Raw genomic sequence first — 21,236 nt, 5'->3', positions numbered from 1 at the left:
GTGTCAGACAAACCAGCGGAAGAAAAGAAGGGCTTCGTAGGAGAGTTCGTACATTTTCTCAAGACATTTGGAATTATTGGCCTTGCAATTGCGTTTGTAATAGGTGCGGCATCATCAAAGCTTGTCACTGCGCTAGTCACGGATTTGATAAATCCAATTATTGGCCTTGCGCTTCCTTCGGGTGATCTAAAGACACTACAATATTCTGTAACAAATCAGCTTACGGGTGTTACTTCGGAATTCAAGTATGGTGACTTTATTGCAAACGTCATTGACTTTTTGATAATTGCAATCATTGTGTTTGTGTTGTACAAGCAGCTGTCCAGATTCAAGCTTGTTGAAGACAAGACAAAGGGATAAGACATGTCCGCAGTCCATTTTCGCAAAGGTCGTGCTTTGTATCAAAAACGAACAAACAACAAGATAAGAGCAGACATCTTGCAGATTACCTGTGTTGCACGACACGCAGATAGTATGCCCTACAATTGATTACTGCAAAGAAGTATCCCCCTCGCTAATCAAGCATATTTTAGTGCCATTTGATGAAAGTCAGATTGCCTTTGAGGCATTCGAGTTTGCGCTGGACTTGGCAAAAAAATACAATGCCAGAATGTCCCTAATCACAATAATCCACAGCGGGATTTTGTCAAGCTCGTTTATTGAAATGTCTGGTCATCAAAAAATAATCGAAAAGGAAAAGCTAAAGGCAATAAACTCCATGCTGCAAGAGCTGCAAAACACCTCAAAAAAGTTTGGCGTCGAAGTAAAGCCAGAACTAGTCTTTTCGCAAAACGTTGCAGACACAATCCTGTCATTTTCCTCTCACAGAAAGGTAGACCTAATTGTTATGGGTACGCGAGGCCGTGAAGGATCTGTTCGATACATGCTTGGCAGCGTAACGTTTGACATAGTTCAAAAGGCAAAATGCCCAGTGATATTTGTTAAAAGAAAATAATTTAGTGGTGATGTCCACCGCAGCCACAAGAACCATGGCCCATCTGATCCATGCCAGAATCTCCGTCTTTTTTGGAGCAGGTATTGCATTTGTTGTGTCCTAGAGGAGAAAAGAAGCTCTTTCCGCAGGATATGCATTTTGTACTTGACATGGATTTGTTGATACAAATCCACTATTTATCAATAAGCCCAAATCTTAATAGAGACAAAAAATGCGAGGCAGACTTGTGTTTGTAAAAGCAGAAAACACTGATCCTGCCAAGAAAAAAACAAAATCGCTTTGCTATTTTGTCACAGAAAAATCAGATCTGCCGCTAGGATTTCCAAAACTAGATCAAAAACTGGTCGACTCAACAAAAAATGCAGTCAAGGAAACCAAGGCAAAACTGGGAGCAATCTCAATTATTCACACACATGACATGATTCCTGCGCAGAGAATTCTAATTGCTGGCCTTGGCCCTAGGCACAAAATCACCCATGAATCGCTGAGGTCTACGTCTGGCAAAATTGCAAAAAAGGCAAGCGAGATAGGCCTAGACGAATACACAATAGTCATTCCAGGCGGGCTGCCAGTTAGCTCCAAGGGAACAATTGAGGCAATAGTGGAAGGCTCTAGACTTGCGCTGTATTCATTTGACAAGTACAAAAAAGAAAAGAAAAAAATTCCAAATCTCACAATAATATCATCTGATGCAAAGGCATCACAAATAGCATCAAGGGCAAATATTGCATCCGAAGGCGTCATCTATGCTAGAGAAATTGCAAATCTTCCTCCAAACGAGTGCAATCCTGCACAACTGGCAGGTTTTGCAAAATCACTGTCATCAAAGAACAAGCTAAAGTGCACCGTACTATCAAAGGCAGAACTAAAGCAGAAGGGATTTGGTGGAATTACGGCAGTAGGTCAGGGAAGCAAAAACGAACCAAAACTCATCATACTAGAATACAACGGCAAAAAAGACGTCAAACCTACCATACTGGTAGGAAAAGCAGTCACGTTTGACACCGGCGGAATTTCGATAAAACCTGCAGACAAGATGGACGAGATGAAGTTTGACAAGTGTGGTGGATGCACAGTACTTGGAATAATCAAGGCCGCATCGGAGCTAAAGCTTCCTGTAAATCTGGTTGGAATTGTGCCATCAGTTGAGAACATGCCTGGCGGGGAGTCATATCGACCCGGTGACATAATAAAACTATACGATGGAAAAACGGCAGAAATACTAAACACCGACGCAGAGGGGCGCCTGATCCTATTTGATGCACTGTCCTATGGCATCAAGACCTACAAGCCAAAGGAGATAATCGACTTTGCAACACTTACAGGCGCATGCATTGTGGCACTGGGCGCAAATGTCGCAGGCCTAGTAAGCAACAACAAAAAAATCGCAGACAAAATTGCAAAATCGTCTCAGAACACTGGAGAGCAGGTCTGGCAGCTTCCAATCAATGACGATTACATGGACATGATAAAGTCCGACTATGCAGATATCAGAAACACAGGTCCTGGCAGGGTTGCCGGAACAATAACTGCAGCCGCATTTTTGGCAAACGCAGTTGGAAACACGCCTTGGGCTCACTTTGACATTGCAGGAACTGCGTGGGTACAGACAGGTGCCAAGGAAAAATCATACAACCCAAAAGGTGCAACTGGATTTGGCGTGCGACTGATGCTGGATTATCTTAGTAGCCCCTAGAATTTCTATCCGGGGTTCCGCCAGTCGGATTTCTAAAGTTGTGCTTTTCCATCATGTGGTTCATGAATCTAATGTCGTTTTCTAGCTGTGCACCGCAAACTGAACAGATTGGCATTGATATGATACAAAATGTATAGTATAAGAATTTGATTAAAAAATGCCAGCACCACTACTTCCCAAGGGCTCTCGCACCTTAGTAACACAGTGGCGACATTAGGTTTGACTTCCAGGTTCGGAAAGAGACTGGGTCGCGCCCTAACGCTGTGGCCGGCTTGAATGTCTTGGTCTAATTGTTCTGTATTAAGATTACGACTAGTCCCGAATGAGGTATAAATTGACCAGATCAGAGAATACACCATGACGCACCGAGTAGCGGTACTAGACAAGGAGTTGTGCCAGCCAAAAAAATGCGGCCTAGAGTGCATCAAGTACTGTCCCGTCAACAAGTCTGGCGCAGACTGTATCATACTAAATGAGGAGATAAAAAAGGCGCAAATTGACGAGGATATTTGCAATGGGTGCGGGATTTGCGTCAAAGTATGCCCGTTTGAGGCAATCACAATAGTAAATCTGGCAACAGAACTAGGAGTGGACAAGATTCACCAATATGGCAAAAACTCATTTCGACTATACAAATTACCTACGCCAAAAAAAGGCGAAGTCGTAGGATTATTGGGCAGAAACGGCATGGGAAAAAGTACTGTCGTTTCCATTTTGTCTGGCAACCTCAAGCCAAACCTTGGCAATTATGACTCCCCGCCGGAATGGGACCAAATACTAAAGAGATTTGCAGGAACCGAGCTAAAGGAGCACTTTGAGAAAATAAAAAACCAAGAGATAAGAGCGGCAATAAAACCACAACAAGTCTACAACATTTCCCAAGTCTTTGACGGTACAGGAAAAGAGTTGCTGGACAAATATGATCAGAGAGGGGTCACAGGAGATTTGGTCAAGGAGCTTGGCCTGCAAAATTCACTAGAACACCATGTAAAGGAATTATCTGGTGGAGAACTACAAAGAATTTCTGTTGCAGCAGCTGCATCAAGGGAAGCTGACTTTTACTTTTTTGACGAGCCATCCTCTTACAATGACGTATTTCAGAGAAGAGGAGTCGCCCGGGTAATACACAGCTTGGCAAACATTGGAAAATCAGTAATGGTGGTAGAACACGACTTGACGCTGCTTGACTTTTTGTCGGATTATATTGAAATTTTGTATGGCGAGCCGTCCGCATATGGTATAGTGTCTGGAATTTTGTCAACAAAAGTGGGAATCAATGTATTTTTGGACGGGTACCTGCCAAACGAAAACGTCCGGTTCCGTGACAAGAAATTCAGCTTTGATGTTTCCACGTCTGCAGAAGACTTTGAGAAAGGCGAAGTTCTAATCAAATATCCTGCACTAAAGCGAAACTATCCTGCGTTTTCCGTGTCTGTTGAACCAGGCCAAGTAAGGCGAGGCGAGGTAATGGGAATAATGGGCGCAAATGCCCTTGGAAAAACAACCATGATGAAGATGATTGCAGGAGTCGAAAAGCCTGACGAAGGCACAGTTGATAAGGCAATCACAATATCGTACAAGCCGCAATACATTCCAAATGACTATGATGTCGAGGTGTTATCCGTACTGGACAAGGCAAATGGCGGCCCAATATTTGGAAGTATAGAAGAAGAGCAAATCGTGGATCCACTAAAAATCAAAAAACTATACAACAAATCAATCAAGAACCTGTCCGGAGGAGAATTGCAAAAGGTGGCAGTTGCCACATGCCTTCTCAAAAAAGCAGATGTCTACGCACTAGATGAACCGTCGGCATTTTTGGATGTCGAAGACAGAATTGCAATTGCCAAATTCATCCAGAGATTCGTAAGATCTTTTGCAAAATCGGCCATCATAATAGACCATGACATTCAGCTAATGGACTTGATTTCTGATACCATGGTAATCTTTGAAGGAGAGTCTGGCAAGTCCGGCCACGGAACAACACCAATGAGTAAAGCAGATGCAATGAATAGATTCCTCAATTCCTTAGACATTACATTTAGGCGGGACGAGCAAACGCTACGACCACGAGTAAACAAGGCAGGAAGCAGGCTGGACAAGCAGCAAAAAGACTCTGGTCACTTTTACTACAAGCATTGACTCGAATGCTAAAAAAAGCACTGGAGGGAGTGTTAAATCCAACAGAGGCATCCGAGCTGTATTCTGCATTTGATCAAATCGGTGATATTATAGTAGTCAGGATTCCAGATTCCCTACTATCAAAGAAAAAAATAATCGGCCAGACATTGTTGGATGCGGTGCATCCTGCACGCTCTGTTTTTTACCAGAGCTCAGATGTCTCAGGCGACTTTAGGACAAGAAAGCTAGAGGTAATTGCAGGAGAAGACAAAACCGAGACGGAATACAAAGAACATGGATGCAGATTCAAAGTGGACGTCGAAAAGGCGTTTTTCTCGCCAAGACTATCAACAGAAAGAAAGAGAATAGCAGATTTGGTCCAAGATGGTGAGGTCCTAATCAACATGTTTGGCGGAGTGGGTATGTTCTCCATAGTTGCCGCCAAGACCAAAAACTGCACAGTGTACAATATCGACCTAAACCCGCATGCTGCCAAGCTATGCGAGGAAAGTGTCAAGCTGAACAAAAAGCTCAAGGGCAAAATAATATCCATTAACGGCGATGCGGCCCAAGTAGTAAGGGAACAGCTCTGTGACAGGGGGGACAGAACCCTGATGTTGCTTCCCGAAAGATCCGATGAATTTTTGGATTCTGCCGTTCTTGCAACAAAGTCAGGCGGAGTAATCCACTATTACTCACACCAGCATGCGGACAGGCGCCAAAACTCTGCGGAACTGTCAAAGCAGCACTTTTTGCAAGTAGTGCCAGTAAAGGCCGAAATAATTGGCGGGAGAATGGTGCGGGCAGTAGGTCCTCGATACTACCAAACAGTAGTGGATGCCAAAATTACAAAATAGCTACTTGTCATCAGGTAAAATAGAAGATGGTGATGGCTTTGTAGTTGCCATCATGTAACCAATCCAGGATATCACACCAAGGATTCCGCCTGCAATCATCAGTACCGACAGCTGCAGTACAATTGGGCTCCACTCGGAAAGCATCAGCAAATACGCATAGACAAAAAACCCACTTATGCAGGAACAAAAGATCAAAATCCCAGTCATCTTGCGCCTAGTCATTTAGCTAAACACTTGATTGTAAGTATATGAATCTAATATGTAAATTCGATGGCCATCAAAAAGGCATCCTCGCCATCCCTATAGTATGCCTTGAGTCTCTGCTTTATGACAAATCCAATTTTTTCGTACAATCGGACTGCGTCGCCGTTGCTACATCTGACCTCCAGGTATAGCTCGTCGCATCGCTTTGACTTGATTCCCTGGATGCATTCTTCTATGATCGCCTTGCCCAATCCCTGCTTTCTGTATTCTTCTAGTACTGCAACAGAGACCACATGACCCTTTTTGACAAAGCCTAGCTTTTTGAAATTTGAAAATCCATATTCTGTCTTGCACATGATGTATCCTACTAGCTTGCCTTGGTGTTCTGCAACAAGGAACGCTTCCGGTAGTTCTGCTAGCAGACTTTCATAGAAATAATCCGAATAATGCTCTGGCAGTGTCTTGAGGTTTATCTCCATTACAGGAATTAGGTCTCCCGGCTCGCAGTGTCGGATTATGTAATCACCGGTCTGGTGGTTGATTATCTGCATTGTACTATTCTGGAATAATCGATATTTAACGTTAAAGTAGAATTATACAAATCAATTAATGCCCAGATTATACTTTGATACACAATGAGCGAGCCTACGCAGGAAGACGTAATTGCCATTGTATCATCAGTGTTTTCCATAAAAGGAATATCTGTAACACTTGAGAAAATGGAGTTTGAAATATCAGATTACGACTTGGAAAAGTTTGTCGGCCTTGCGCAAAGACTGGAAAAAATAGGAATTGTCTGCTTTGTGCAAAAACATGACAACAAAATAGTAATTCAGGTAAACAGGCTTCCCCCAGAGGCCAAAAAGAAAAAATTCCTTTCACGCGCCTGGCTACAAAGAATTCTGTTTGGTGTTGTCGTGGCATTTGCCATGATTGATGGATACTACAAGACGCTGGGCGCAAACAGTCTGACTTACATCGGAGACCCGCTTGACTTTGCAGTATTATACACGATATCCCTGATTGGCATACTTGGTGTGCACGAGGCGGGACACCTAGTCGCGGCAAGATGGCACAAAATACGCACGACTTGGCCGTACTTTATACCAGGAATTCCCGTGTTTGGCCTAGTGCCGACATTTGGCGCAGTAATCCAATCCCGCGGCTTGATGGTAAATCGCAACATCATTTTTGATATTGCAATTGCAGGCCCCATTGCGGGCCTAGTCATCGCTGTGTTGGTGTCATTTTATGGAGCATATACTTCGCCGATTTTGGATCCCAGCATTTCCGAAGGAGCGGACGGTTTGCGGAAGCTTGACGACAGCATTTTCATGCAGATAGCTCTTGGTGCATTTGGAAAAGCAGGATCCGACGTCGAGGTGTTAATGTCACCTGTGATGTTTGCTGCATGGATTGGGTTTTTGATCACGTTTTTGAATTTGCTTCCGGCGTGGCAGCTTGATGGTGGTCACATGGCTCACGCAATGTTTGGCCAAAAAATCCACAAAATTGCAACATATGCAAGTGTGGGAGTTTTGTTTTTGCTTCGATATGAAATGATGGCAATATTCATTTTGATATTCAGCATGAGAAACATGAGTGTACGTCCACTGGATGACGTCTCGCCGCTATCCAAGAACAGAAAACTGCTCTACATCATAGTGGTGGTCTTGGCCGTATTGTGCGCTCCTCTGCCGTTTTCAATTTGGCCCTAGAAGGATTCTTGCCCCATCTGGGACAATTGATACTTTTTGTCTTGCGCCCTGATGTTTTAGGACATATTCCAGAGTTTCTTTGACGCCATCAAACAATTTCATGTTTAGCTTTTTGATGTAAAATTCTGGCAAAACAGATACAATTCCTATTTGGATCTTTTTTTGAATCTCCGATAGGTACAGCAAGTCCTCCATGCCGTCCACGTATTTTGCTGGCTTTTGCAGCCTCTCTATGCTCATCCTGCCCTCAATGTACTGTCGTATTGCCTCAGAGCCGATTCCTGCCCTGCATTCGCCAAGCAAAATTGCTAGTCCCTCATCGCGAATCGCGGTATAACAGTTCCAAAGCGAGCCTAGGGACCTGCCAAGTGTGTCGTTGCTTGCGTCTTTGCCTGTGCTGATTAGAAGTGTTCGGTGTTTTTCTATTGACTTGACAAATGTTGCCATTGTTTTTGATATGGTATTTGTATTGGAGGGATGGCCTACTGCAAGATCAGCAATCCCCTTGTTGTGTGCTACAATTTCTATTGCAGAAATATCAAATGTTCCTGCAAAGGACTTGGCAACTTCCATTGGTTGTGTTTCTTTTCCTGAATTTGGCAGGTTGCCTTGCCTTTTCTCATATGCGGACAGCATCTGGTCCTTGCCAAATTTTCGCAATAGTTTAGTAGATACAGTATCAAAGCCGAACAAGCCGTCAAACTCCATTTCCCCCACAAAGACCAAACTGGAATCAACGTTTTCAATTCCCTCAAACGCCAGAACTTGGCTTTCCGGCGGAAGGCTTGAGCGGACCAAGTTCATAATTTGCTTGTCGGCAAACACTTTGGGTCTGGGGGCTGACTTTTGTGTGCATTTCTCAAATATTATAGATAATGTTTTTTGGATTGCCGGAGTGTAACTCAGTGCAACTAGTGTAATCGGTTTTGTTATGTCTAGTGCGTCAAGTCGTTCAGATATTTGGGCGTCATCCAGTACTGGAGAGTCGAGCTCGATTTTTTGGTCTAGGTTTTCTGCCTTTATATCAAGGACAACATCTGTGGCTCCATAGTTTAACCAGATTTCGGGCACAATACCCCCACAAAACAAAGCAAAATAAATCCAGTTTAGTAAATTTTGGTATGGAGTTTGTAAAAGAGTTTGCAACGTTTTTGCACCAAAATGGCATAATCAAGTTTGGTGACTATACCCTGGCAAGTGGCAAGAAAAGCTCCTACTATGTAGATTTAAGACTAGTTCCTAGCTATCCTCACCAATTTCGGCGCATGATAAAGCACTTGCAGAGCCTAATATCAGAGCAAATTGGCTTTGACAATGTTGATTCTGTTGCATCTGTGCCTACGGGCGGCCTAGTAATATCGTCTTCACTGGCGTACGAGCTGGTAAAGCCTCTAGTCTATGTCAGGTCTCAGGCAAAGGACTATGGGACTGGCAAACTAGTAGAAGGTATTGTAAAGTCTGGCGACAGAATTCTTCTGGTGGATGATGTTGCAACTACTGGCGGCTCGGTCATAAATGGAATCAAGGAACTCAAAAAGGCAGGCGCCAAGATTACAGATGCCTATGTTATTGTAAACAGACTGGAAGGAGCTGAGAAGAATTTGTTGCAGGAAGGAGTCACATTACATCAAATTTTGGATATAATGCAGGTTGCTAAAATTTTGCACGAGCAAAAGCTGATCGATGATTCTGTTTTGGACAAGGTAAAAAGACAGGTCCAGTCCTAGTCGTAGATCATTAGCTTTTTGTCTTCTAGGGTGTTGTGCAGGTTATTTACCGAGCGGTAAACGTCGGATTCCTTTTTTGCGCCGGTGCATACTAGCTTTCCAGATGCAAACAAGAGTACCACTGTTTTTGGGTCAAGCATCCTGTGGATCAATCCAGGGAATTGCTCTGGCTCGTACATGCTCCTAGGTAAAACTCGAGCAGCCTGCTCTAGGTGAATTTTTCCGCCAAGATTTCCAGATGCAACAATATTCTGTACAGTTACTACTGCATTGTTTTTTATTTTGATTCCGCCTTTTTTTAGCTGGGCTACAACAGAGTTTACAGCTTTGACTGCCATCTCTTCTGATTTTCCTCCGGTGCAGACCATTTTGCCTGATGAGAAAATCAGAGTTGCAGTCTTCGGGCTCTTTATTCTAAAGACTAGTCCCGGGAACTGTTCTGGGTTCCATTCTGTGTCTGGAAATTTTTTTGTGATTTCTGTCAGATCCAGCCTTTGCTCTATTGTGGCAGAGGCCACTACGTTTTCTATTGATACTATGGGTTTTGTTTGCGGCATCTTCAGACTTTTTGCAAGTCAGCCGTATTTATACTCAAATGAATTGGCAGCTCAGTCAAATGCCTTCACATCATTTTTCAGATATAACTCTGATTCTTCATTGCGGCCAAGTTCTATGTTATCGGGACTTCTTTTATTGATTGTCCCCCTTGCGCATGACTTTTCAATGTGGACAAACTCGTTGATTTTAGAGCCGTATTGGTACCATAATGGATGGATCACACCCAGATCGTATGCAATGACTTGGAGCATTGCGGTATTGCAAATACCCTGATTCGCCACATTATGGTGCCATTTGATAACTCAAAGCATGCGATTCGCGCATTTGGCCATGCACTGGATTTGGCAAAAAAATACGGGGCTGCAATCACGGTTATATCCATAACTGATGAAGACCAAAACACAGAGTGGATTAACGGCACGCCAAGCAGGCAAAAAGCACTTGCAGCTAGTCGAAACGCAGAACTTCGAAGAATCTTCAAATTATTGGAAGTCCAAGCCACCAAATTCCAAATTCATCTTACTTGTAGAATTTTAGAATCAAACACAATTGGGGAATCATTGATCTCATTTGCCAGCATGAACAAGGTGGACTATATCGTAATGGGAACACATGGTAAAGGAATGGTAAAGGAGATGATGCTAGGCAGGGTCTCTACCAATGTGGCTCTTAATGCGGCGTGTCCAGTAGTATTGGTAAAATAAGTGGGCCCAAAGGATTCCACAATTCTCAGCTTATTGAAGATATACTAAAAACAGGCAGAAAGCCATCGGTGGGCTTACAATACACCTACCACATTTTTTATGGTGTACATCATCGTGGAAAGTAAAATATTACTGCCACTCCTATCAACACAATTACCGAGCCAATAATCTCAAATCTATCCGGCTTTTTCTTGTCCACCCAGTATCCCCAAATTATTGACATGACAACAAATATTCCGCCATATGTTGCATACACTCGTCCAAACTCGGCCGGTTGCAGTGTTGGAACTATTCCATATGCAAAGAGAATCAAACCTCCAACTAACCCAAATATCTTGCCCTTGTGTTCACGCAACCATTTCCATACAAGATAACCACCGCCTATTTCCAGCAAGGCAGCAAAGAAGAAAACAGCTAATGTCGTTACTATTATTTCGACCAAATCTTTTCTCCTTTTCTTGGATAATAGTATATGATCAAAACGCCAATTACTGCAATTATCGTGCCAATCACATCATAATTATCCGGTTGTGTGCCATCAATCAGCCACCCCCACATAACAGACATCACGATAAAGACTCCCCCATATGCTGCGTAGATTCTATGAAAATGAGACTTTTGAAAAGTTGGGACAACACCGTAAAGGAATAACACAAAGCCCCCGACTGCTCCAACCCACCAGGCAAAGTCATCTCGTAACCACAACCATACCAGATACCCGCCTCCAATCTCACACAGTCCGGCAACAAAGAAAAGAAAAATTGATGAAAGTATGTCTTTTTGATTCATTTGGAATTGACAACCAGATGATCGTTTTAATCATTACCTTTGGTGGATTAATCTTGTGCCGATACTTGGAAAATAAATTGTAAAATCACCAGTCCGTGTTTCATCTTCCATCAATACACATGGAATCATGTCATTGATTTTTGAAAAAAGGCTTCGATCCTCTCAGAGTTGTGAAACCGAAGGTGGGCCCAAAGGTTTGCGCCAATACGTAATAGATGGAAACCAGAAACGGTAGAAAGCCATCGGTGGGCTTAGAATACACCTACCTCATTTTTTATGAAGCATATATCACCGTGGAAAGTAAAACATTACTGCCACTCCAATCAACACAATTACCGAGCCAATAATTTCAAATCTATCCGGCTTTTTCTTGTCAATCCAGTATCCCCAAATTATTGACATGACAACAAATATTCCGCCATACGTTGCATACACTCGTCCAAACTCGGCTGGCTGTAATGTAGGCACTACACCATATACAAAGAGTACTAATCCACCAATCAATCCAAATATCTTACCCTTGTGCTCACGCAGCCACTTCCACACAAGATATCCGCCTCCAATTTCTAGCAATGCCGCAAAAAAGAAAACAGCAAGTGTTGTTACTATGACTTCGACCAAACCTTTCCACCTTTTCTTGGATAATAGTAAATGATCAAAACGCCAATTATTGCAATGATAGCGCCGATCACATCATAGTTATCTGGTTGTGTGCCATCAATCAACCATCCCCACATAACCGACATCACGATGAAGACTCCCCCATACGCTGCATAGATTCTATGAAAATGCGATTTTTGCAAAGTCGGGACAACACCGTAAAGAAATAACACAAAGCCTCCAATCACTCCGACCCACCAAGCAAGGTTATCTCGAAGCCATAGCCATACCAGATATCCGCCTCCAATCTCACACAGTCCAGCAATAAAGAAAAGAAGAATTGATGAAAATACATCTTTTTGATTCATTTGGAATTGACAACCAAACGATTGTTTTAATCATTTACTTTGGTGAATTCGTCTTGTATAATATTAGAAAATAGATTGTAGAATTACCAGATCTGCCTCGTTTACCTCTGATACGCGATAAATCATTTAACTAATTTCTGAAAGAGTCTTACTATGCCAAGCCAATTGCACTAAAATCCAACAAAACATGCAAGAGTCTGAGATTAAGGCAAGGCTGTTGCTTAGGGATTCCGCCAACGATCTCAAATACAAATATGGCAGCAGAGATGCCAAGTATGATTCCAAGCTTTTCTTCTAGTGGTTATGAATTTAGTGTGATTCTCAATTATTTCGGATTATAATTTTGCCAAGTTCGGCAAAAATCATCAAAGTATCTTTGAAACTGCGTCTTTTAGTTCTGTAGTAGCTTGTCTTCGTTTTCCGTGCGGGGCTTGATTAATGCCTTCGACCAAATCCTCTATTATGACACCAATTGCACCATCGAGTGCTGCACGAACTGCTGTTATCTGTTGTACGATTTCAGGATAGCTTTTCCCATCATCTATCATTTTTCTTATCCCCTTGACATGTCCTTCTATTCTGGCCAGTCTTTTCTCTACCTCAGGCAGTTTATGATGAGTCATATACCATTCATCTTATTCATTATATTTATCTGATAAGTTTAGACGTCCAATATTAAAATAATTCAATCATACTCAATCTTTGACTTGTAATTCTTTTACCAGTTTTACTTTTAATAATTTGACAGAGTTTAGGAAGACGAGTACATCTGGCCCTAAGTGAAGTATTGCTGCTTGAATTGGACCTATCCACCCCAGCAGAGCTGCAGTAATACCTAGAATGTGAACTACACCAACACCAGCTATTAGGTTTTCTTGTATGGTTCTATATGCACGACGCGATATTGTACGCGCTATTGCGATCTTTGCAAGATCGTCGGTCATCAAAACAATATCTGCAGCCTCCATCGCGGCTTGTGTACCTCCTCCACCCATAGCAATGCTTACATCTGCAGCTGCCAAGGCCGGAGCATCATTGATACCGTCTCCAACCATTACCACTTTTGTCCCTCTCTGCTGCATCTCCCTTATGACGGCCACTTTGTCTTGCGGGAGGAGGTTTGCACGATATTCATCAATGCCAAGTTCGTCTGTCACTGCCTTAGCTGTAGATTCATTATCTCCAGTCAACATGATAATGCGCTTTACTCCGGTGTTTCGTAGCTCTGCAAGCGCGGTCTTGGCACCTGGCCTAATCGTATCTCCAACCATGATCACACCTGCGAACTTTCCGTTTATCGACACATGCACGGGGGTGGATGAGCCAGATCCAATAACAGGTACCTCAACCCCGTTTTCTTGGAGTAATGCAGAGTTTCCTACCAGTATCTCTTTTTTCTCCACAGTTGCCTTGACACCCCTTCCACGCACTTGTTCAAATTCGGTTGGCTCTGAAATGGCGAGTTTTTTACCGCTTGCATGATCCACTATGGCTTTTGCCAGGGGATGTGCAGATCTTCGATCCGCCGTTGCGGCAAACGCTAACAATTCATCTTTTGAAAAAGACGAGTCAAATACTTCGATATCGACTACGCGTGATTTGTTAGATGTCAGTGTACCTGTCTTATCAAAAACAATGGTGTCTATTTTCGCAAGCGATTCCAAGTAGATACCGCCTTTCACAAGTACACCACTACGTGCGGCACGCGCAATGGCTGCAATCATAACCAATGGTGTTGCAAGACCCAATTCCGCAGGCGATGTAAAAATTAGAAGTGTAACGATCAGTAGTACATTCTGTGTTGCCAGATAAACTATAATGAGAAAGGCAAAAACTGCCGGGATCAGCCATTTAGCTACCTTATCAACTAGTTTTTGGACTGGAGCCTGGTGTGATTCAGCCTCTTCAACAAGCGATATGATGCGAGCAAATGTAGTATCTTTTCCAACCTGCTCAACTCGAATGTCAAAAGCGCCTGCCTCTACAATAGTTCCTGCAAAAACGTGATCACCGCATGCTTTATCTTTTGGAATGCTCTCTCCTGTAATTGGCGCTTCATTCACCGCGCCATTTCCATGTATGACTGTGCCATCTATAGAAATTTTTTCTCCTTCCCGCACGAGCACAATGTCGCCCACTTTTAGATCTGCAATGGCAACTGTTCGCTCCGTCCCACCGTCTTTGACTATTGCTGTGGTTGGGACAGAACCAATTAGATTCTTTATTGATGCCCTTGCCCGATCAGTATTAAGCTCGGCGATAAATTCTGCAATTAGAATAATCACCATCAATACTGCGCCAGCTACCGTCTCCCCACCAAAAACAGCCGTCAAGGTAGCAATCGTTATGAACAACTCGGTTCCAATTTTTCGTTCGCGTATACCTTCGATGGCGGCTTTTTTCGCTAACGGGTACAGTCCGATGGCAATTGCTGCCCATAGCACATATACAGGAACTAGTTGCTGCCAGTACAAAATCGCAATAATTCCAGTCACCGCAATACGGGAGACATCTATGCGCTTGCTCTGTATTATGTCTACAAATTTGTTTGATTTTTTCTCGTCGTATTCATATGTTTGTGACATGATATCCCCTGGGGGAGGATAGGATATATGTTTTTAAGCAAAACCACTTAATCCAAGTTTGAATTAAAAGAGATAGGGACGAATCCATTATAATCATGTCAATGACTTTCATTAAGGCGGAAAGCCATCGTGGGGCTTACAATACCACTTTTTATTTTTCTATTGCAGAGGAAAACGAAATCAAAAGGTTAACCAGAGATTTTTTTATTCATCAACATATACCGAGTATCATAATCTCATCGGTCTTTGTTTCACACATGTTCTAGTGATTATAAGTATTAATACAACATATCATTAATTAATGATACATTAATGCAATTAGAGAAACTCAAACTTAAGGCAAAACTTTTCAGGGGATTTGGAGATTCCACAAGACTGGCAATTCTGGAACATTTACGAAAGGGTGAAAAGACAACATCACAAATAGTTGAGGTCACCGGCCAGAGCCAATCAAACGTGTCTAACCATCTTGCCTGTCTTCTGGACTGCGGACTGGTGAAAAATAGGCGAGAGGGAAAAAGCATCTTTTACAGTATAAGCGATAGAAAGGTCTCAAAGGTTCTTGAAGAAAGTGATAACATCCTGTCAGATGTTGCCAATAGGTTATACTCATGTGTCCACTATAACGAAAAATCATAGGGTTGTCATTGATGACAGAACTAGGATGTGTTTGCTGCACCAATGAAACAGAAGATGAGAATGCTTCTAAGAATTCAAAGTATCTTATTTCCATGGGGCTTGCCCTCACCGTAGCAATAGTAGTTCTTGAGACATTTTTTGATTCACCAGAAATTGATTTCATTCTTTTGGGATTGGCAACTCCAATTCAGGTGATTTTAGGCAAACCGTTCTATGTGAGGTTTTACTACACCATAAAGCACAGATCTGGATTTACAGTTGACATCCTCGTTGTCATAAGCACAACGGTAGCCTACGTTTACAGCATACTGTCAACTCTGGTTGGAACGCACACAACTTTCTTTGAGGCATCTACATCTGTTCTCACTATTTTTTTCATTGGTGAATACATCGAAGCAAGAATAAGAAAGTCAACATCAGGCTCCATCAGGAGTCTTTTAGAGCTAAGGCCAAAAACTGCAACGATATTAAAGAACAACACTGAGGAAACAATTCAAGCCGACCAGATTCAAGTTGACGACATAATTGTTGTAAAACCGGGCGAAAAAATTGCAACAGACGGGGTAGTTGTGTATGGTGAATCGTCGGTTGACGAATCGATGATCACCGGAGAATCGCTTTCTGTTGATAAGGGGATAGGCGACAAGGTAATTGGCGGAACCATCAACAAAAATGGCTACATACAATTCAAGGCAACAAGCGTTGGAAGCCACACAGTTCTTGCTAGCATAATAGGAATGGTAGAACAAGCAAGAGCATCAAAATCTCACATACAGAGAGTCGCGGATAAGGCCGTAAGACATTTCGTTCCGATTCTTTTTGCCATCGCAATAGCGTCGTCTCTTTTCTGGTTGTTCAGCCTCCAATCCATACCGTTTGCTTTGACCGTCTTTGCTACGGTTCTGGTAGTGGCATGTCCCTGCGCTTTGGGAATAGCAACGCCGATGGTGGTGTCCCTTGGTGTCGATAAAGCTGCAAGGCATGGTGTTTTGATAAAGGGTGGTGAATATCTTGAGAAGCTGGCAGCAGTCGATACCATAATCTTTGACAAGACTGGCACCCTAACTCAGGGAAATCTACAGATCACAGATGTAATTCCAAGCAATGGATATGACACGACCTCGGTTTTACAGGTAGCCGCCTCAGCCGAACTAAAATCAGAACATCCTATTTCAAAGGCAATAGTTACAAAGGCATCATATCTAGATATCAAACCACTTGAGATTACCAGCTTTGAGGCATTGTCAGGACACGGTATATCTGTAGTGTGTGAACAAAAACAGATCTTCGTAGGAAGACCAAAAACAAAAATCGAAACAATTCCACAAGATCAACTTATGACAATATCCGATCTTGAATCGGAAGGAAAAACAGTTGTCATCGTGTGTAGTGACAATAAACTAATCGGTCTTATTGCATTAGCAGATACTCCAAGAGAAAATGCAAAGCACATTGTAGATGATTTAAAAAAGATGGGAAAAGACATCATAATGATTAGCGGAGACAATCAGCAAACTGCAAACGCGGTTGCAAAACAGATAGGAATCAAGCACATCTTGGCTCAAGTGCTACCAGAACAAAAAGCGTTACAAGTCAAAAGACTGCAAGAGGAGGGAAAGAGAGTTGCGATGGTCGGTGACGGCATAAACGATGCACCTGCTCTGACCCAGGCGGATGTCGGGATTGCAATAGGTTCTGGAACAGACGTGGCCATTACTTCTGGGCACGTCATAATAATGAAGAGTGATCTCCACGACGTAGTCTACGCAATAAAATTGGCAAAATACTCCTTTGCAAAGATAAAGCAAAACTTGGCAATTTCATTTACCTACAATGCCATAACAATCCCAATCGCTGCTGGCATATTGTACGGAGTAACAAACTCCTTGATTCTTTCACCTGCACTCGCAGCACTGGGCTGGATAGTAAGTGATTCATCAGTATTTGGGAATTCCTTGCTTGTCAGAAGGTTCACATTATCGTATTAACTATAACGCAAGCGACGGCACAGACAGATACCCAACTTGGGAAAAATATGAAAACAAATCTGCGAATTTGTCCTTGAATGTGTCAAGTGCGCTCGACACATGTACACTGGTACGCTTGTCGGATCAGATGCATCGCATCTTCAATATTTTTCTGTGAACTAATAGTAAACACTCTGTCAAAAGTCCAAGCCGGAGTTCTTTTGATTTTCCTAGTAATACCCTTTTCATCCATGAAGGAATCATTGGATTTTATGTGTACTTCCAGACAGTCCGGGAGAAATTTTACTGTGCAAAAGTTCTTGAGTGGCGAAGTCTGGAAAGTGATCCAATTCTTTCTTGATTTTTCCTTGACGTTCGGCAGAGAGCAAATCTGTTTGCTTAACGTGGAGAAGACATTCTTCATGTCATTGTTGATTTTGTCGAGATGTTCGTCCACAGGAATTGTTGTCCACTTGAAGGTCCACTTCTTGGCTTCTTTCTGCAGAGTCTCTCTGGTGAATGTGGTGAATTTATGGAGGGATTGGTTCCGGTTGTTCGTGTATGTCTCGAAAGGTATTGCCCTTACATCCGTTCCATCCTTTGCCAGATACTCAACCACTTCATTGAGCTGCTCTGAGATACTATCAATAATTATGAAGATTCCCACTCCCTTCCCAATAATCCTAGCCAAGTAATCCATATCGGAAACCTTGTTCTTATTTTTCACTGTATCAGTTGTGCCGGCTAGGAATTTTGCCAGTTCGTATCTTGCCTCAGAGTTGTCCATGGCCATTTTGAATCTTGAGAGTTGATTCATCACATGACGGACGATATCATGAGAGCTCAGCTCTACTTCAATGATGAAGAATTTGTCATTGGTTAGATCCACCAAATAACCGTCTGGCGTGCTACCTATCCCGCTCTTGCTCACTATTTTTCTCTTGACATTGAAAAAATGCGTGTTCTTTCCAAATAATTCTGCAGTGTGTTCTATTGCCAGCTTTTCTAATTCTTCTTCCAACTTGTAAGAGTATAGATTGTAAACTTCATCATCAAGTATGACAACTGGTATTCATTCTTGCTGCATGGGAACTTTTTTCTATTTTCGCTTGGTAGTATAAATCTCCACCTAGGCAAACCATAGGAAATAACAAAATCAAATTGAAATTTCGTATTTTTTCCATCTACCGGAACCAATTTCTCTCACAAGACCAAGCTCAACCATTTTTGTCATGTAATTTCGGTAAGAGCGGTCCGTGACTGTCTCGTTCATTGATTTTCTATATTGGTTGAACAGTCTTCCAGAGTCCATGACCTTGTTCTGCTTTAACAGTTCATAGAGGGTCTGTTGGTGCTCGTTCAGTTTTCTGAGAAGATAGGACAGCCGATACTTTCTTGCGCATTTTGTTGCGATCTTTACGTGATCCAATGCTATAGTTTCAGCACCTCTTGATTCTGCGTCGATTGCTGCATTTTTCAGAATCTGTATGCTGGCCCTAGCATCGCCACCGCTAGACCTTGCAATCTCAGAGATGAGCTCACCAGAAATGGACTGTGGGTGAAGGCCGTAATCTATTCTATCTTGCAGTATCTGTGTTATCTCATGCGACTCATAACCACCAAATTCCACTTCATGCAGATGCAAGCTGCTTCTGATCCTGTTGTCCATGTTTATTGGAGAGTAGGAATAGTTTGATATCAGAATCAGCGGACACGAGTTTCGTGTAAAGGTATAGAGCAGATCATTGTCCTTTAGGTGGTCTGCTTCGTCAAGGCAGATTATGACCTTGCGCTTTAACTTCTCAAATTTGCGAATCAATTCACTTGTGGACTCTTTTCCGTGAACCATGAAACCCATCTGACTGAGTATCGCCTCCATGACCTTGTGGGACGTTCTGTTCGACCAGCAATTGACGTACACGTGCATGTCTTTGAAATGATCACGCAATACCGACCGAACCACAGTCGATTTGCCGGCTCCAGGGGAGCCATAGACATAGAGGTTTCTCGCAAGATTGCCAGTCTTTATTGGAGATAAACAATTGAGAATCTCATTTTTGTGGCTGTCTCTGCAAAGTGTATTTTGCGGTAGGAAGGCCTCATGCAGCAGACCTTCGTCTAATATTATACGCCTCCCCATCGTATCTTCATAAAACTGTACATTTGTCCAGCTTAACCTTTGTCACGGTGATTTTCCGATAGAAATTCGCTTTTGGAAAATAGCTATTCTATCACAGCTATTGATTTCTTAGTTGAAGATCATCTAGTTTTCAGAGATTTTCGGCACGAGAGATGAGCCGCAATTAGGTGCTCGCTGGGAGCACATCACATCGGAACAAATCTCCTCTGCGGAGAAGATTTGAACCTAATGAGTGATGCTCCCTGCGAGCCACTAGTATCGGCTAATGTCTCCATCCGAAATTCTTGCGGAAATGTAACGGAACGTTACAGTCGCAAAACGGAATATAATAGAAAACAATGTGATGCGGATGAGCCGAGCATTAGAGATCTATCCACTCAGGAAGAGAATAGAAAGAGAACTCGAACTTGTTAGCAAGGATCCATACAATGCAGAATCAATTCTAAAGTATCATCAATCCAGAGTAGCAGAGGGCATCAGCCCTGCAAGGATACACAAGTGTCTCAACACCATCAAGCTCATTTCTAGAATGCTTGGAAAGTCATTTGCGGACGCCACAAAGGACGACTTTGTGAAGCTTGTCTCAGGGTTTGAAAGCACTGACTGGTCGGACTGGACCAAGAGGGACTACAAGGTGATCCTAAAGCATTTTTACAAATGGTTCAGAAATTGGGAGGACGGTGCACCACCTGAGGTCAGATGGATCAAAAAGACCTCGAGCGCGCAAAACAAAAGGCCAATACTTCCAAAGGACCTCCTCACACCGGAAGAGAAGGACGCCCTCCTACGTGCAACCTACAATCCAAGAGATAGGGCACTATTTGAGATTCTATTCGAATCGGGTAGAAGATTGGAAGAGATCCTCACGCTACATCTAAGCGACATAGAATTTGACACCATAGGGGCAAAACTCTACGTTGACGGAAAGATAGGATCCGACTTTGTGAGGATAATCTCTTCTGCGCCCTCGCTTGCCATATGGCTTGACCACCACCCAGGAAGGAACCATCCGGACTGCCCAGTCTGGATTGGGTTTGGCAAGACCAACATGATGAACCAGATTGCATATGCTGCTGCCGTATCCATTCTGAAAAAGGCAGCCAAGAGGGCCGGAATCAAGAAGAGAGTGTTCTACTACCTTTTCAGGCACACTAGAGTAGACGAGACACAGGGAATTCTGACTGAACCACAGCAATGCATGATGTTTGGATGGAGGTTTGGCTCTGCCATGCCGGCCACATACATGAAAAGATACGGAAAGCACATCGACAACGCGCAGTCAATCATGAACGGGATAAGGCCGCAGGAGAAGACAGTTGTTGTCACCTCTCAACCGAGGAAGTGTTTCAGATGCAGTCTTGAGAATTCTCATGTTTCCAAGTTCTGCAACAGATGCGGCGCGTTACTTGATACGTCTACAACCAGCGATGTTGACCAGAATAAGACCATGCTAGACAAGCTCATCTATGGGATCGCCGCAGAACCGCAGAAATTCGAAAAGTTGAGAGTTGCATTAACGAAGATCTGCAAAGAGGATTAGCCCTAGCGGAATCACACTGACACAGCCTATTTTTAATTGATAAAACAGAATTGTCTGGATTCAAAATG

At 42.9% G+C, this 21,236-nt stretch carries 26 protein-coding genes and 1 rRNA gene; 11 read left to right on the top strand and 16 right to left on the bottom strand.

What is annotated here, in order from left to right; genetic code table 11:
• Positions 1–360 carry an MscL family protein gene (locus tag NAQ_RS09535; RefSeq protein WP_100183299.1) on the top strand — a complete coding sequence of 120 codons (360 nt, stop codon included), beginning with the start codon at positions 1–3 and terminating at the stop codon, positions 358–360.
• Between the two features lie 94 nt (positions 361–454).
• Positions 455–955: a universal stress protein gene (locus tag NAQ_RS09530; protein WP_162858747.1), complete on the top strand. Its 501-nt coding sequence runs from the start codon at positions 455–457 to the stop codon at positions 953–955.
• Position 956: 1 nt separating this feature from the next.
• On the opposite strand, the gene NAQ_RS10255 is transcribed toward NAQ_RS09530, so the two are convergent.
• Positions 957–1,106 carry a hypothetical protein gene (locus NAQ_RS10255; protein WP_162858536.1) on the bottom strand — a complete coding sequence of 50 codons (150 nt, stop codon included), beginning with the start codon at positions 1,104–1,106 and terminating at the stop codon, positions 957–959.
• A 60-nt stretch (positions 1,107–1,166) separates the two neighbouring features.
• Between NAQ_RS10255 and NAQ_RS09525 the strand changes: the two genes are divergently transcribed.
• Positions 1,167–2,651, top strand: a complete 1,485-nt coding sequence (locus NAQ_RS09525) for a leucyl aminopeptidase (protein WP_420887483.1) — start codon at positions 1,167–1,169, stop codon at positions 2,649–2,651.
• On the opposite strand, the gene NAQ_RS10450 is transcribed toward NAQ_RS09525, so the two are convergent.
• Both NAQ_RS10450 and rrf read right to left on the bottom strand, forming a co-directional pair.
• Complete coding sequence (locus tag NAQ_RS10450; protein ID WP_256387152.1) at positions 2,638–2,766, bottom strand: hypothetical protein; 129 nt, start codon at positions 2,764–2,766, stop codon at positions 2,638–2,640. The two genes, NAQ_RS09525 and NAQ_RS10450, sit on opposite strands and share 14 nt — an antisense overlap.
• A 40-nt stretch (positions 2,767–2,806) precedes the next feature.
• A 5S ribosomal RNA gene (rrf, locus tag NAQ_RS09520) occupies positions 2,807–2,926 on the bottom strand.
• A gap of 82 nt (positions 2,927–3,008) precedes the next feature.
• Here rrf and NAQ_RS09515 point away from each other — a divergent pair.
• Complete coding sequence (locus NAQ_RS09515) at positions 3,009–4,793, top strand: ribosome biogenesis/translation initiation ATPase RLI (protein ID WP_100183297.1); 1,785 nt, start codon at positions 3,009–3,011, stop codon at positions 4,791–4,793.
• 5 nt (positions 4,794–4,798) lie between these two features.
• Positions 4,799–5,629 (top strand): class I SAM-dependent methyltransferase, encoded by an 831-nt coding sequence (locus NAQ_RS09510; protein ID WP_100183552.1) that lies wholly within the window; start codon positions 4,799–4,801, stop codon positions 5,627–5,629.
• Here NAQ_RS09510 and NAQ_RS09505 read toward each other — a convergent pair whose 3' ends face one another.
• Together NAQ_RS09505 and rimI are read right to left on the bottom strand one after the other, a co-directional pair.
• Positions 5,630–5,851 (bottom strand): transcriptional regulator, encoded by a 222-nt coding sequence (locus tag NAQ_RS09505; protein ID WP_100183296.1) that lies wholly within the window; start codon positions 5,849–5,851, stop codon positions 5,630–5,632.
• Between the two features lie 32 nt (positions 5,852–5,883).
• Positions 5,884–6,384 (bottom strand): ribosomal protein S18-alanine N-acetyltransferase, encoded by a 501-nt coding sequence (gene rimI / locus NAQ_RS09500; protein WP_100183295.1) that lies wholly within the window; start codon positions 6,382–6,384, stop codon positions 5,884–5,886.
• 84 nt (positions 6,385–6,468) lie between these two features.
• Between rimI and NAQ_RS09495 the strand changes: the two genes are divergently transcribed.
• Complete coding sequence (locus NAQ_RS09495; RefSeq protein ID WP_100183294.1) at positions 6,469–7,551, top strand: site-2 protease family protein; 1,083 nt, start codon at positions 6,469–6,471, stop codon at positions 7,549–7,551.
• Here the strand turns inward: NAQ_RS09495 and NAQ_RS09490 are convergent.
• Positions 7,537–8,622 (bottom strand): nickel-dependent lactate racemase family protein, encoded by a 1,086-nt coding sequence (locus NAQ_RS09490; protein WP_100183551.1) that lies wholly within the window; start codon positions 8,620–8,622, stop codon positions 7,537–7,539. The two genes, NAQ_RS09495 and NAQ_RS09490, sit on opposite strands and share 15 nt — an antisense overlap.
• A 50-nt stretch (positions 8,623–8,672) precedes the next feature.
• Between NAQ_RS09490 and pyrE the strand changes: the two genes are divergently transcribed.
• Positions 8,673–9,278: an orotate phosphoribosyltransferase gene (gene pyrE / locus NAQ_RS09485; protein WP_100183293.1), complete on the top strand. Its 606-nt coding sequence runs from the start codon at positions 8,673–8,675 to the stop codon at positions 9,276–9,278.
• Here pyrE and NAQ_RS09480 read toward each other — a convergent pair.
• A complete protein-coding gene (locus NAQ_RS09480) occupies positions 9,275–9,835 on the bottom strand; it encodes a TATA-box-binding protein (protein ID WP_100183292.1) in 561 nt (186 codons plus the stop codon). The genes pyrE and NAQ_RS09480 overlap by 4 nt on opposite strands.
• 51 nt (positions 9,836–9,886) lie before the next feature.
• A complete protein-coding gene (locus NAQ_RS10250; RefSeq protein WP_162858746.1) occupies positions 9,887–10,087 on the bottom strand; it encodes a hypothetical protein in 201 nt (66 codons plus the stop codon).
• Here NAQ_RS10250 and NAQ_RS09475 point away from each other — a divergent pair.
• On the top strand, positions 10,079–10,540 hold the full coding sequence (locus NAQ_RS09475) for a universal stress protein (RefSeq protein WP_162858745.1): 462 nt from the start codon (positions 10,079–10,081) through the stop codon (positions 10,538–10,540). The two genes, NAQ_RS10250 and NAQ_RS09475, sit on opposite strands and share 9 nt — an antisense overlap.
• Before the next feature lie 109 nt (positions 10,541–10,649).
• Here the strand turns inward: NAQ_RS09475 and NAQ_RS09470 are convergent, their stop codons facing one another.
• The 6 genes from NAQ_RS09470 to NAQ_RS09445 all read right to left on the bottom strand — a co-directional run bounded on the left by NAQ_RS09470 (position 10,650) and on the right by NAQ_RS09445 (position 14,882).
• Positions 10,650–10,982: a YnfA family protein gene (locus NAQ_RS09470; RefSeq protein ID WP_100183290.1), complete on the bottom strand. Its 333-nt coding sequence runs from the start codon at positions 10,980–10,982 to the stop codon at positions 10,650–10,652.
• Entirely contained in the window at positions 10,970–11,329 is a 360-nt protein-coding gene (locus NAQ_RS09465; protein ID WP_100183289.1) for a YnfA family protein, read from the bottom strand. Before NAQ_RS09465 ends, NAQ_RS09470 begins: the two co-directional genes overlap by 13 nt.
• A 288-nt stretch (positions 11,330–11,617) precedes the next feature.
• Positions 11,618–11,950, bottom strand: coding sequence for a YnfA family protein (locus tag NAQ_RS09460; RefSeq protein ID WP_100183288.1), 333 nt, complete (start codon positions 11,948–11,950; stop codon positions 11,618–11,620).
• Positions 11,935–12,297 (bottom strand): YnfA family protein, encoded by a 363-nt coding sequence (locus NAQ_RS09455; RefSeq protein WP_100183287.1) that lies wholly within the window; start codon positions 12,295–12,297, stop codon positions 11,935–11,937. Before NAQ_RS09455 ends, NAQ_RS09460 begins: the two co-directional genes overlap by 16 nt.
• Positions 12,298–12,662: 365 nt before the next feature.
• A complete protein-coding gene (locus tag NAQ_RS09450) occupies positions 12,663–12,920 on the bottom strand; it encodes a metal-sensitive transcriptional regulator (protein ID WP_100183286.1) in 258 nt (85 codons plus the stop codon).
• Between the two features lie 72 nt (positions 12,921–12,992).
• Positions 12,993–14,882 carry a heavy metal translocating P-type ATPase gene (locus NAQ_RS09445; protein ID WP_100183285.1) on the bottom strand — a complete coding sequence of 630 codons (1,890 nt, stop codon included), beginning with the start codon at positions 14,880–14,882 and terminating at the stop codon, positions 12,993–12,995.
• A gap of 312 nt (positions 14,883–15,194) precedes the next feature.
• Here NAQ_RS09445 and NAQ_RS09440 point away from each other — a divergent pair, with 312 nt between their 5' ends.
• Together NAQ_RS09440 and NAQ_RS09435 are read left to right on the top strand one after the other, a co-directional pair.
• Entirely contained in the window at positions 15,195–15,521 is a 327-nt protein-coding gene (locus NAQ_RS09440; RefSeq protein WP_100183284.1) for an ArsR/SmtB family transcription factor, read from the top strand.
• Positions 15,522–15,532: 11 nt separating this feature from the next.
• Complete coding sequence (locus NAQ_RS09435; protein ID WP_162858744.1) at positions 15,533–17,509, top strand: heavy metal translocating P-type ATPase; 1,977 nt, start codon at positions 15,533–15,535, stop codon at positions 17,507–17,509.
• Positions 17,510–17,591: 82 nt separating this feature from the next.
• On the opposite strand, the gene NAQ_RS09430 is transcribed toward NAQ_RS09435, so the two are convergent.
• Both NAQ_RS09430 and NAQ_RS09425 read right to left on the bottom strand, forming a co-directional pair.
• Positions 17,592–18,509 (bottom strand): DUF5655 domain-containing protein, encoded by a 918-nt coding sequence (locus NAQ_RS09430; protein ID WP_100183282.1) that lies wholly within the window; start codon positions 18,507–18,509, stop codon positions 17,592–17,594.
• Positions 18,510–18,644: 135 nt separating this feature from the next.
• Positions 18,645–19,628: a Cdc6/Cdc18 family protein gene (locus NAQ_RS09425; protein ID WP_100183281.1), complete on the bottom strand. Its 984-nt coding sequence runs from the start codon at positions 19,626–19,628 to the stop codon at positions 18,645–18,647.
• A 349-nt stretch (positions 19,629–19,977) separates the two neighbouring features.
• On the opposite strand from NAQ_RS09425, the gene NAQ_RS09420 reads away from it, so the two are divergent.
• Positions 19,978–21,168 carry a tyrosine-type recombinase/integrase gene (locus tag NAQ_RS09420; RefSeq protein ID WP_162858743.1) on the top strand — a complete coding sequence of 397 codons (1,191 nt, stop codon included), beginning with the start codon at positions 19,978–19,980 and terminating at the stop codon, positions 21,166–21,168.
• Positions 21,169–21,236 lie beyond the last annotated feature (68 nt).

This window comes from Candidatus Nitrosotenuis aquarius (genome assembly GCF_002787055.1).
Taxonomy (GTDB): domain Archaea; phylum Thermoproteota; class Nitrososphaeria; order Nitrososphaerales; family Nitrosopumilaceae; genus Nitrosotenuis; species Nitrosotenuis aquarius.
The sequence above is the reverse complement of the archived record's forward strand: the minus strand, read 5'-3'. Positions and strand labels throughout refer to the sequence as shown.

Excerpts from the sequence above, each read along its gene's own strand:
- NAQ_RS09505 (WP_100183296.1), bottom strand. The coding sequence starts at position 5,851 with ATGACTAGGCGCAAGATGACTGGGATTTTGATCTTTTGTTCCTGCATA.
- NAQ_RS09450 (WP_100183286.1), bottom strand. The coding sequence starts at position 12,920 with ATGACTCATCATAAACTGCCTGAGGTAGAGAAAAGACTGGCCAGAATA.
- NAQ_RS09435 (WP_162858744.1), top strand. The coding sequence starts at position 15,533 with ATGACAGAACTAGGATGTGTTTGCTGCACCAATGAAACAGAAGATGAG.
- NAQ_RS09465 (WP_100183289.1), bottom strand. The coding sequence starts at position 11,329 with ATGAATCAAAAAGACATACTTTCATCAATTTTTCTTTTCTTTGTTGCC.
- NAQ_RS09455 (WP_100183287.1), bottom strand. The coding sequence starts at position 12,297 with ATGAATCAAAAAGATGTATTTTCATCAATTCTTCTTTTCTTTATTGCT.
- NAQ_RS09480 (WP_100183292.1), bottom strand. The coding sequence starts at position 9,835 with ATGCCGCAAACAAAACCCATAGTATCAATAGAAAACGTAGTGGCCTCT.
- NAQ_RS09510 (WP_100183552.1), top strand. The coding sequence starts at position 4,799 with ATGCTAAAAAAAGCACTGGAGGGAGTGTTAAATCCAACAGAGGCATCC.
- NAQ_RS09525 (WP_420887483.1), top strand. The coding sequence starts at position 1,167 with ATGCGAGGCAGACTTGTGTTTGTAAAAGCAGAAAACACTGATCCTGCC.
- NAQ_RS10250 (WP_162858746.1), bottom strand. The coding sequence starts at position 10,087 with ATGCTCCAAGTCATTGCATACGATCTGGGTGTGATCCATCCATTATGG.
- NAQ_RS09445 (WP_100183285.1), bottom strand. The coding sequence starts at position 14,882 with ATGTCACAAACATATGAATACGACGAGAAAAAATCAAACAAATTTGTA.
- NAQ_RS09420 (WP_162858743.1), top strand. The coding sequence starts at position 19,978 with ATGAGCCGAGCATTAGAGATCTATCCACTCAGGAAGAGAATAGAAAGA.
- NAQ_RS10255 (WP_162858536.1), bottom strand. The coding sequence starts at position 1,106 with ATGTCAAGTACAAAATGCATATCCTGCGGAAAGAGCTTCTTTTCTCCT.
- NAQ_RS09515 (WP_100183297.1), top strand. The coding sequence starts at position 3,009 with ATGACGCACCGAGTAGCGGTACTAGACAAGGAGTTGTGCCAGCCAAAA.
- rimI (WP_100183295.1), bottom strand. The coding sequence starts at position 6,384 with ATGCAGATAATCAACCACCAGACCGGTGATTACATAATCCGACACTGC.
- NAQ_RS09440 (WP_100183284.1), top strand. The coding sequence starts at position 15,195 with ATGCAATTAGAGAAACTCAAACTTAAGGCAAAACTTTTCAGGGGATTT.
- NAQ_RS09425 (WP_100183281.1), bottom strand. The coding sequence starts at position 19,628 with ATGGGGAGGCGTATAATATTAGACGAAGGTCTGCTGCATGAGGCCTTC.
- NAQ_RS10450 (WP_256387152.1), bottom strand. The coding sequence starts at position 2,766 with ATGCCAATCTGTTCAGTTTGCGGTGCACAGCTAGAAAACGACATTAGA.
- pyrE (WP_100183293.1), top strand. The coding sequence starts at position 8,673 with ATGGAGTTTGTAAAAGAGTTTGCAACGTTTTTGCACCAAAATGGCATA.
- NAQ_RS09495 (WP_100183294.1), top strand. The coding sequence starts at position 6,469 with ATGAGCGAGCCTACGCAGGAAGACGTAATTGCCATTGTATCATCAGTG.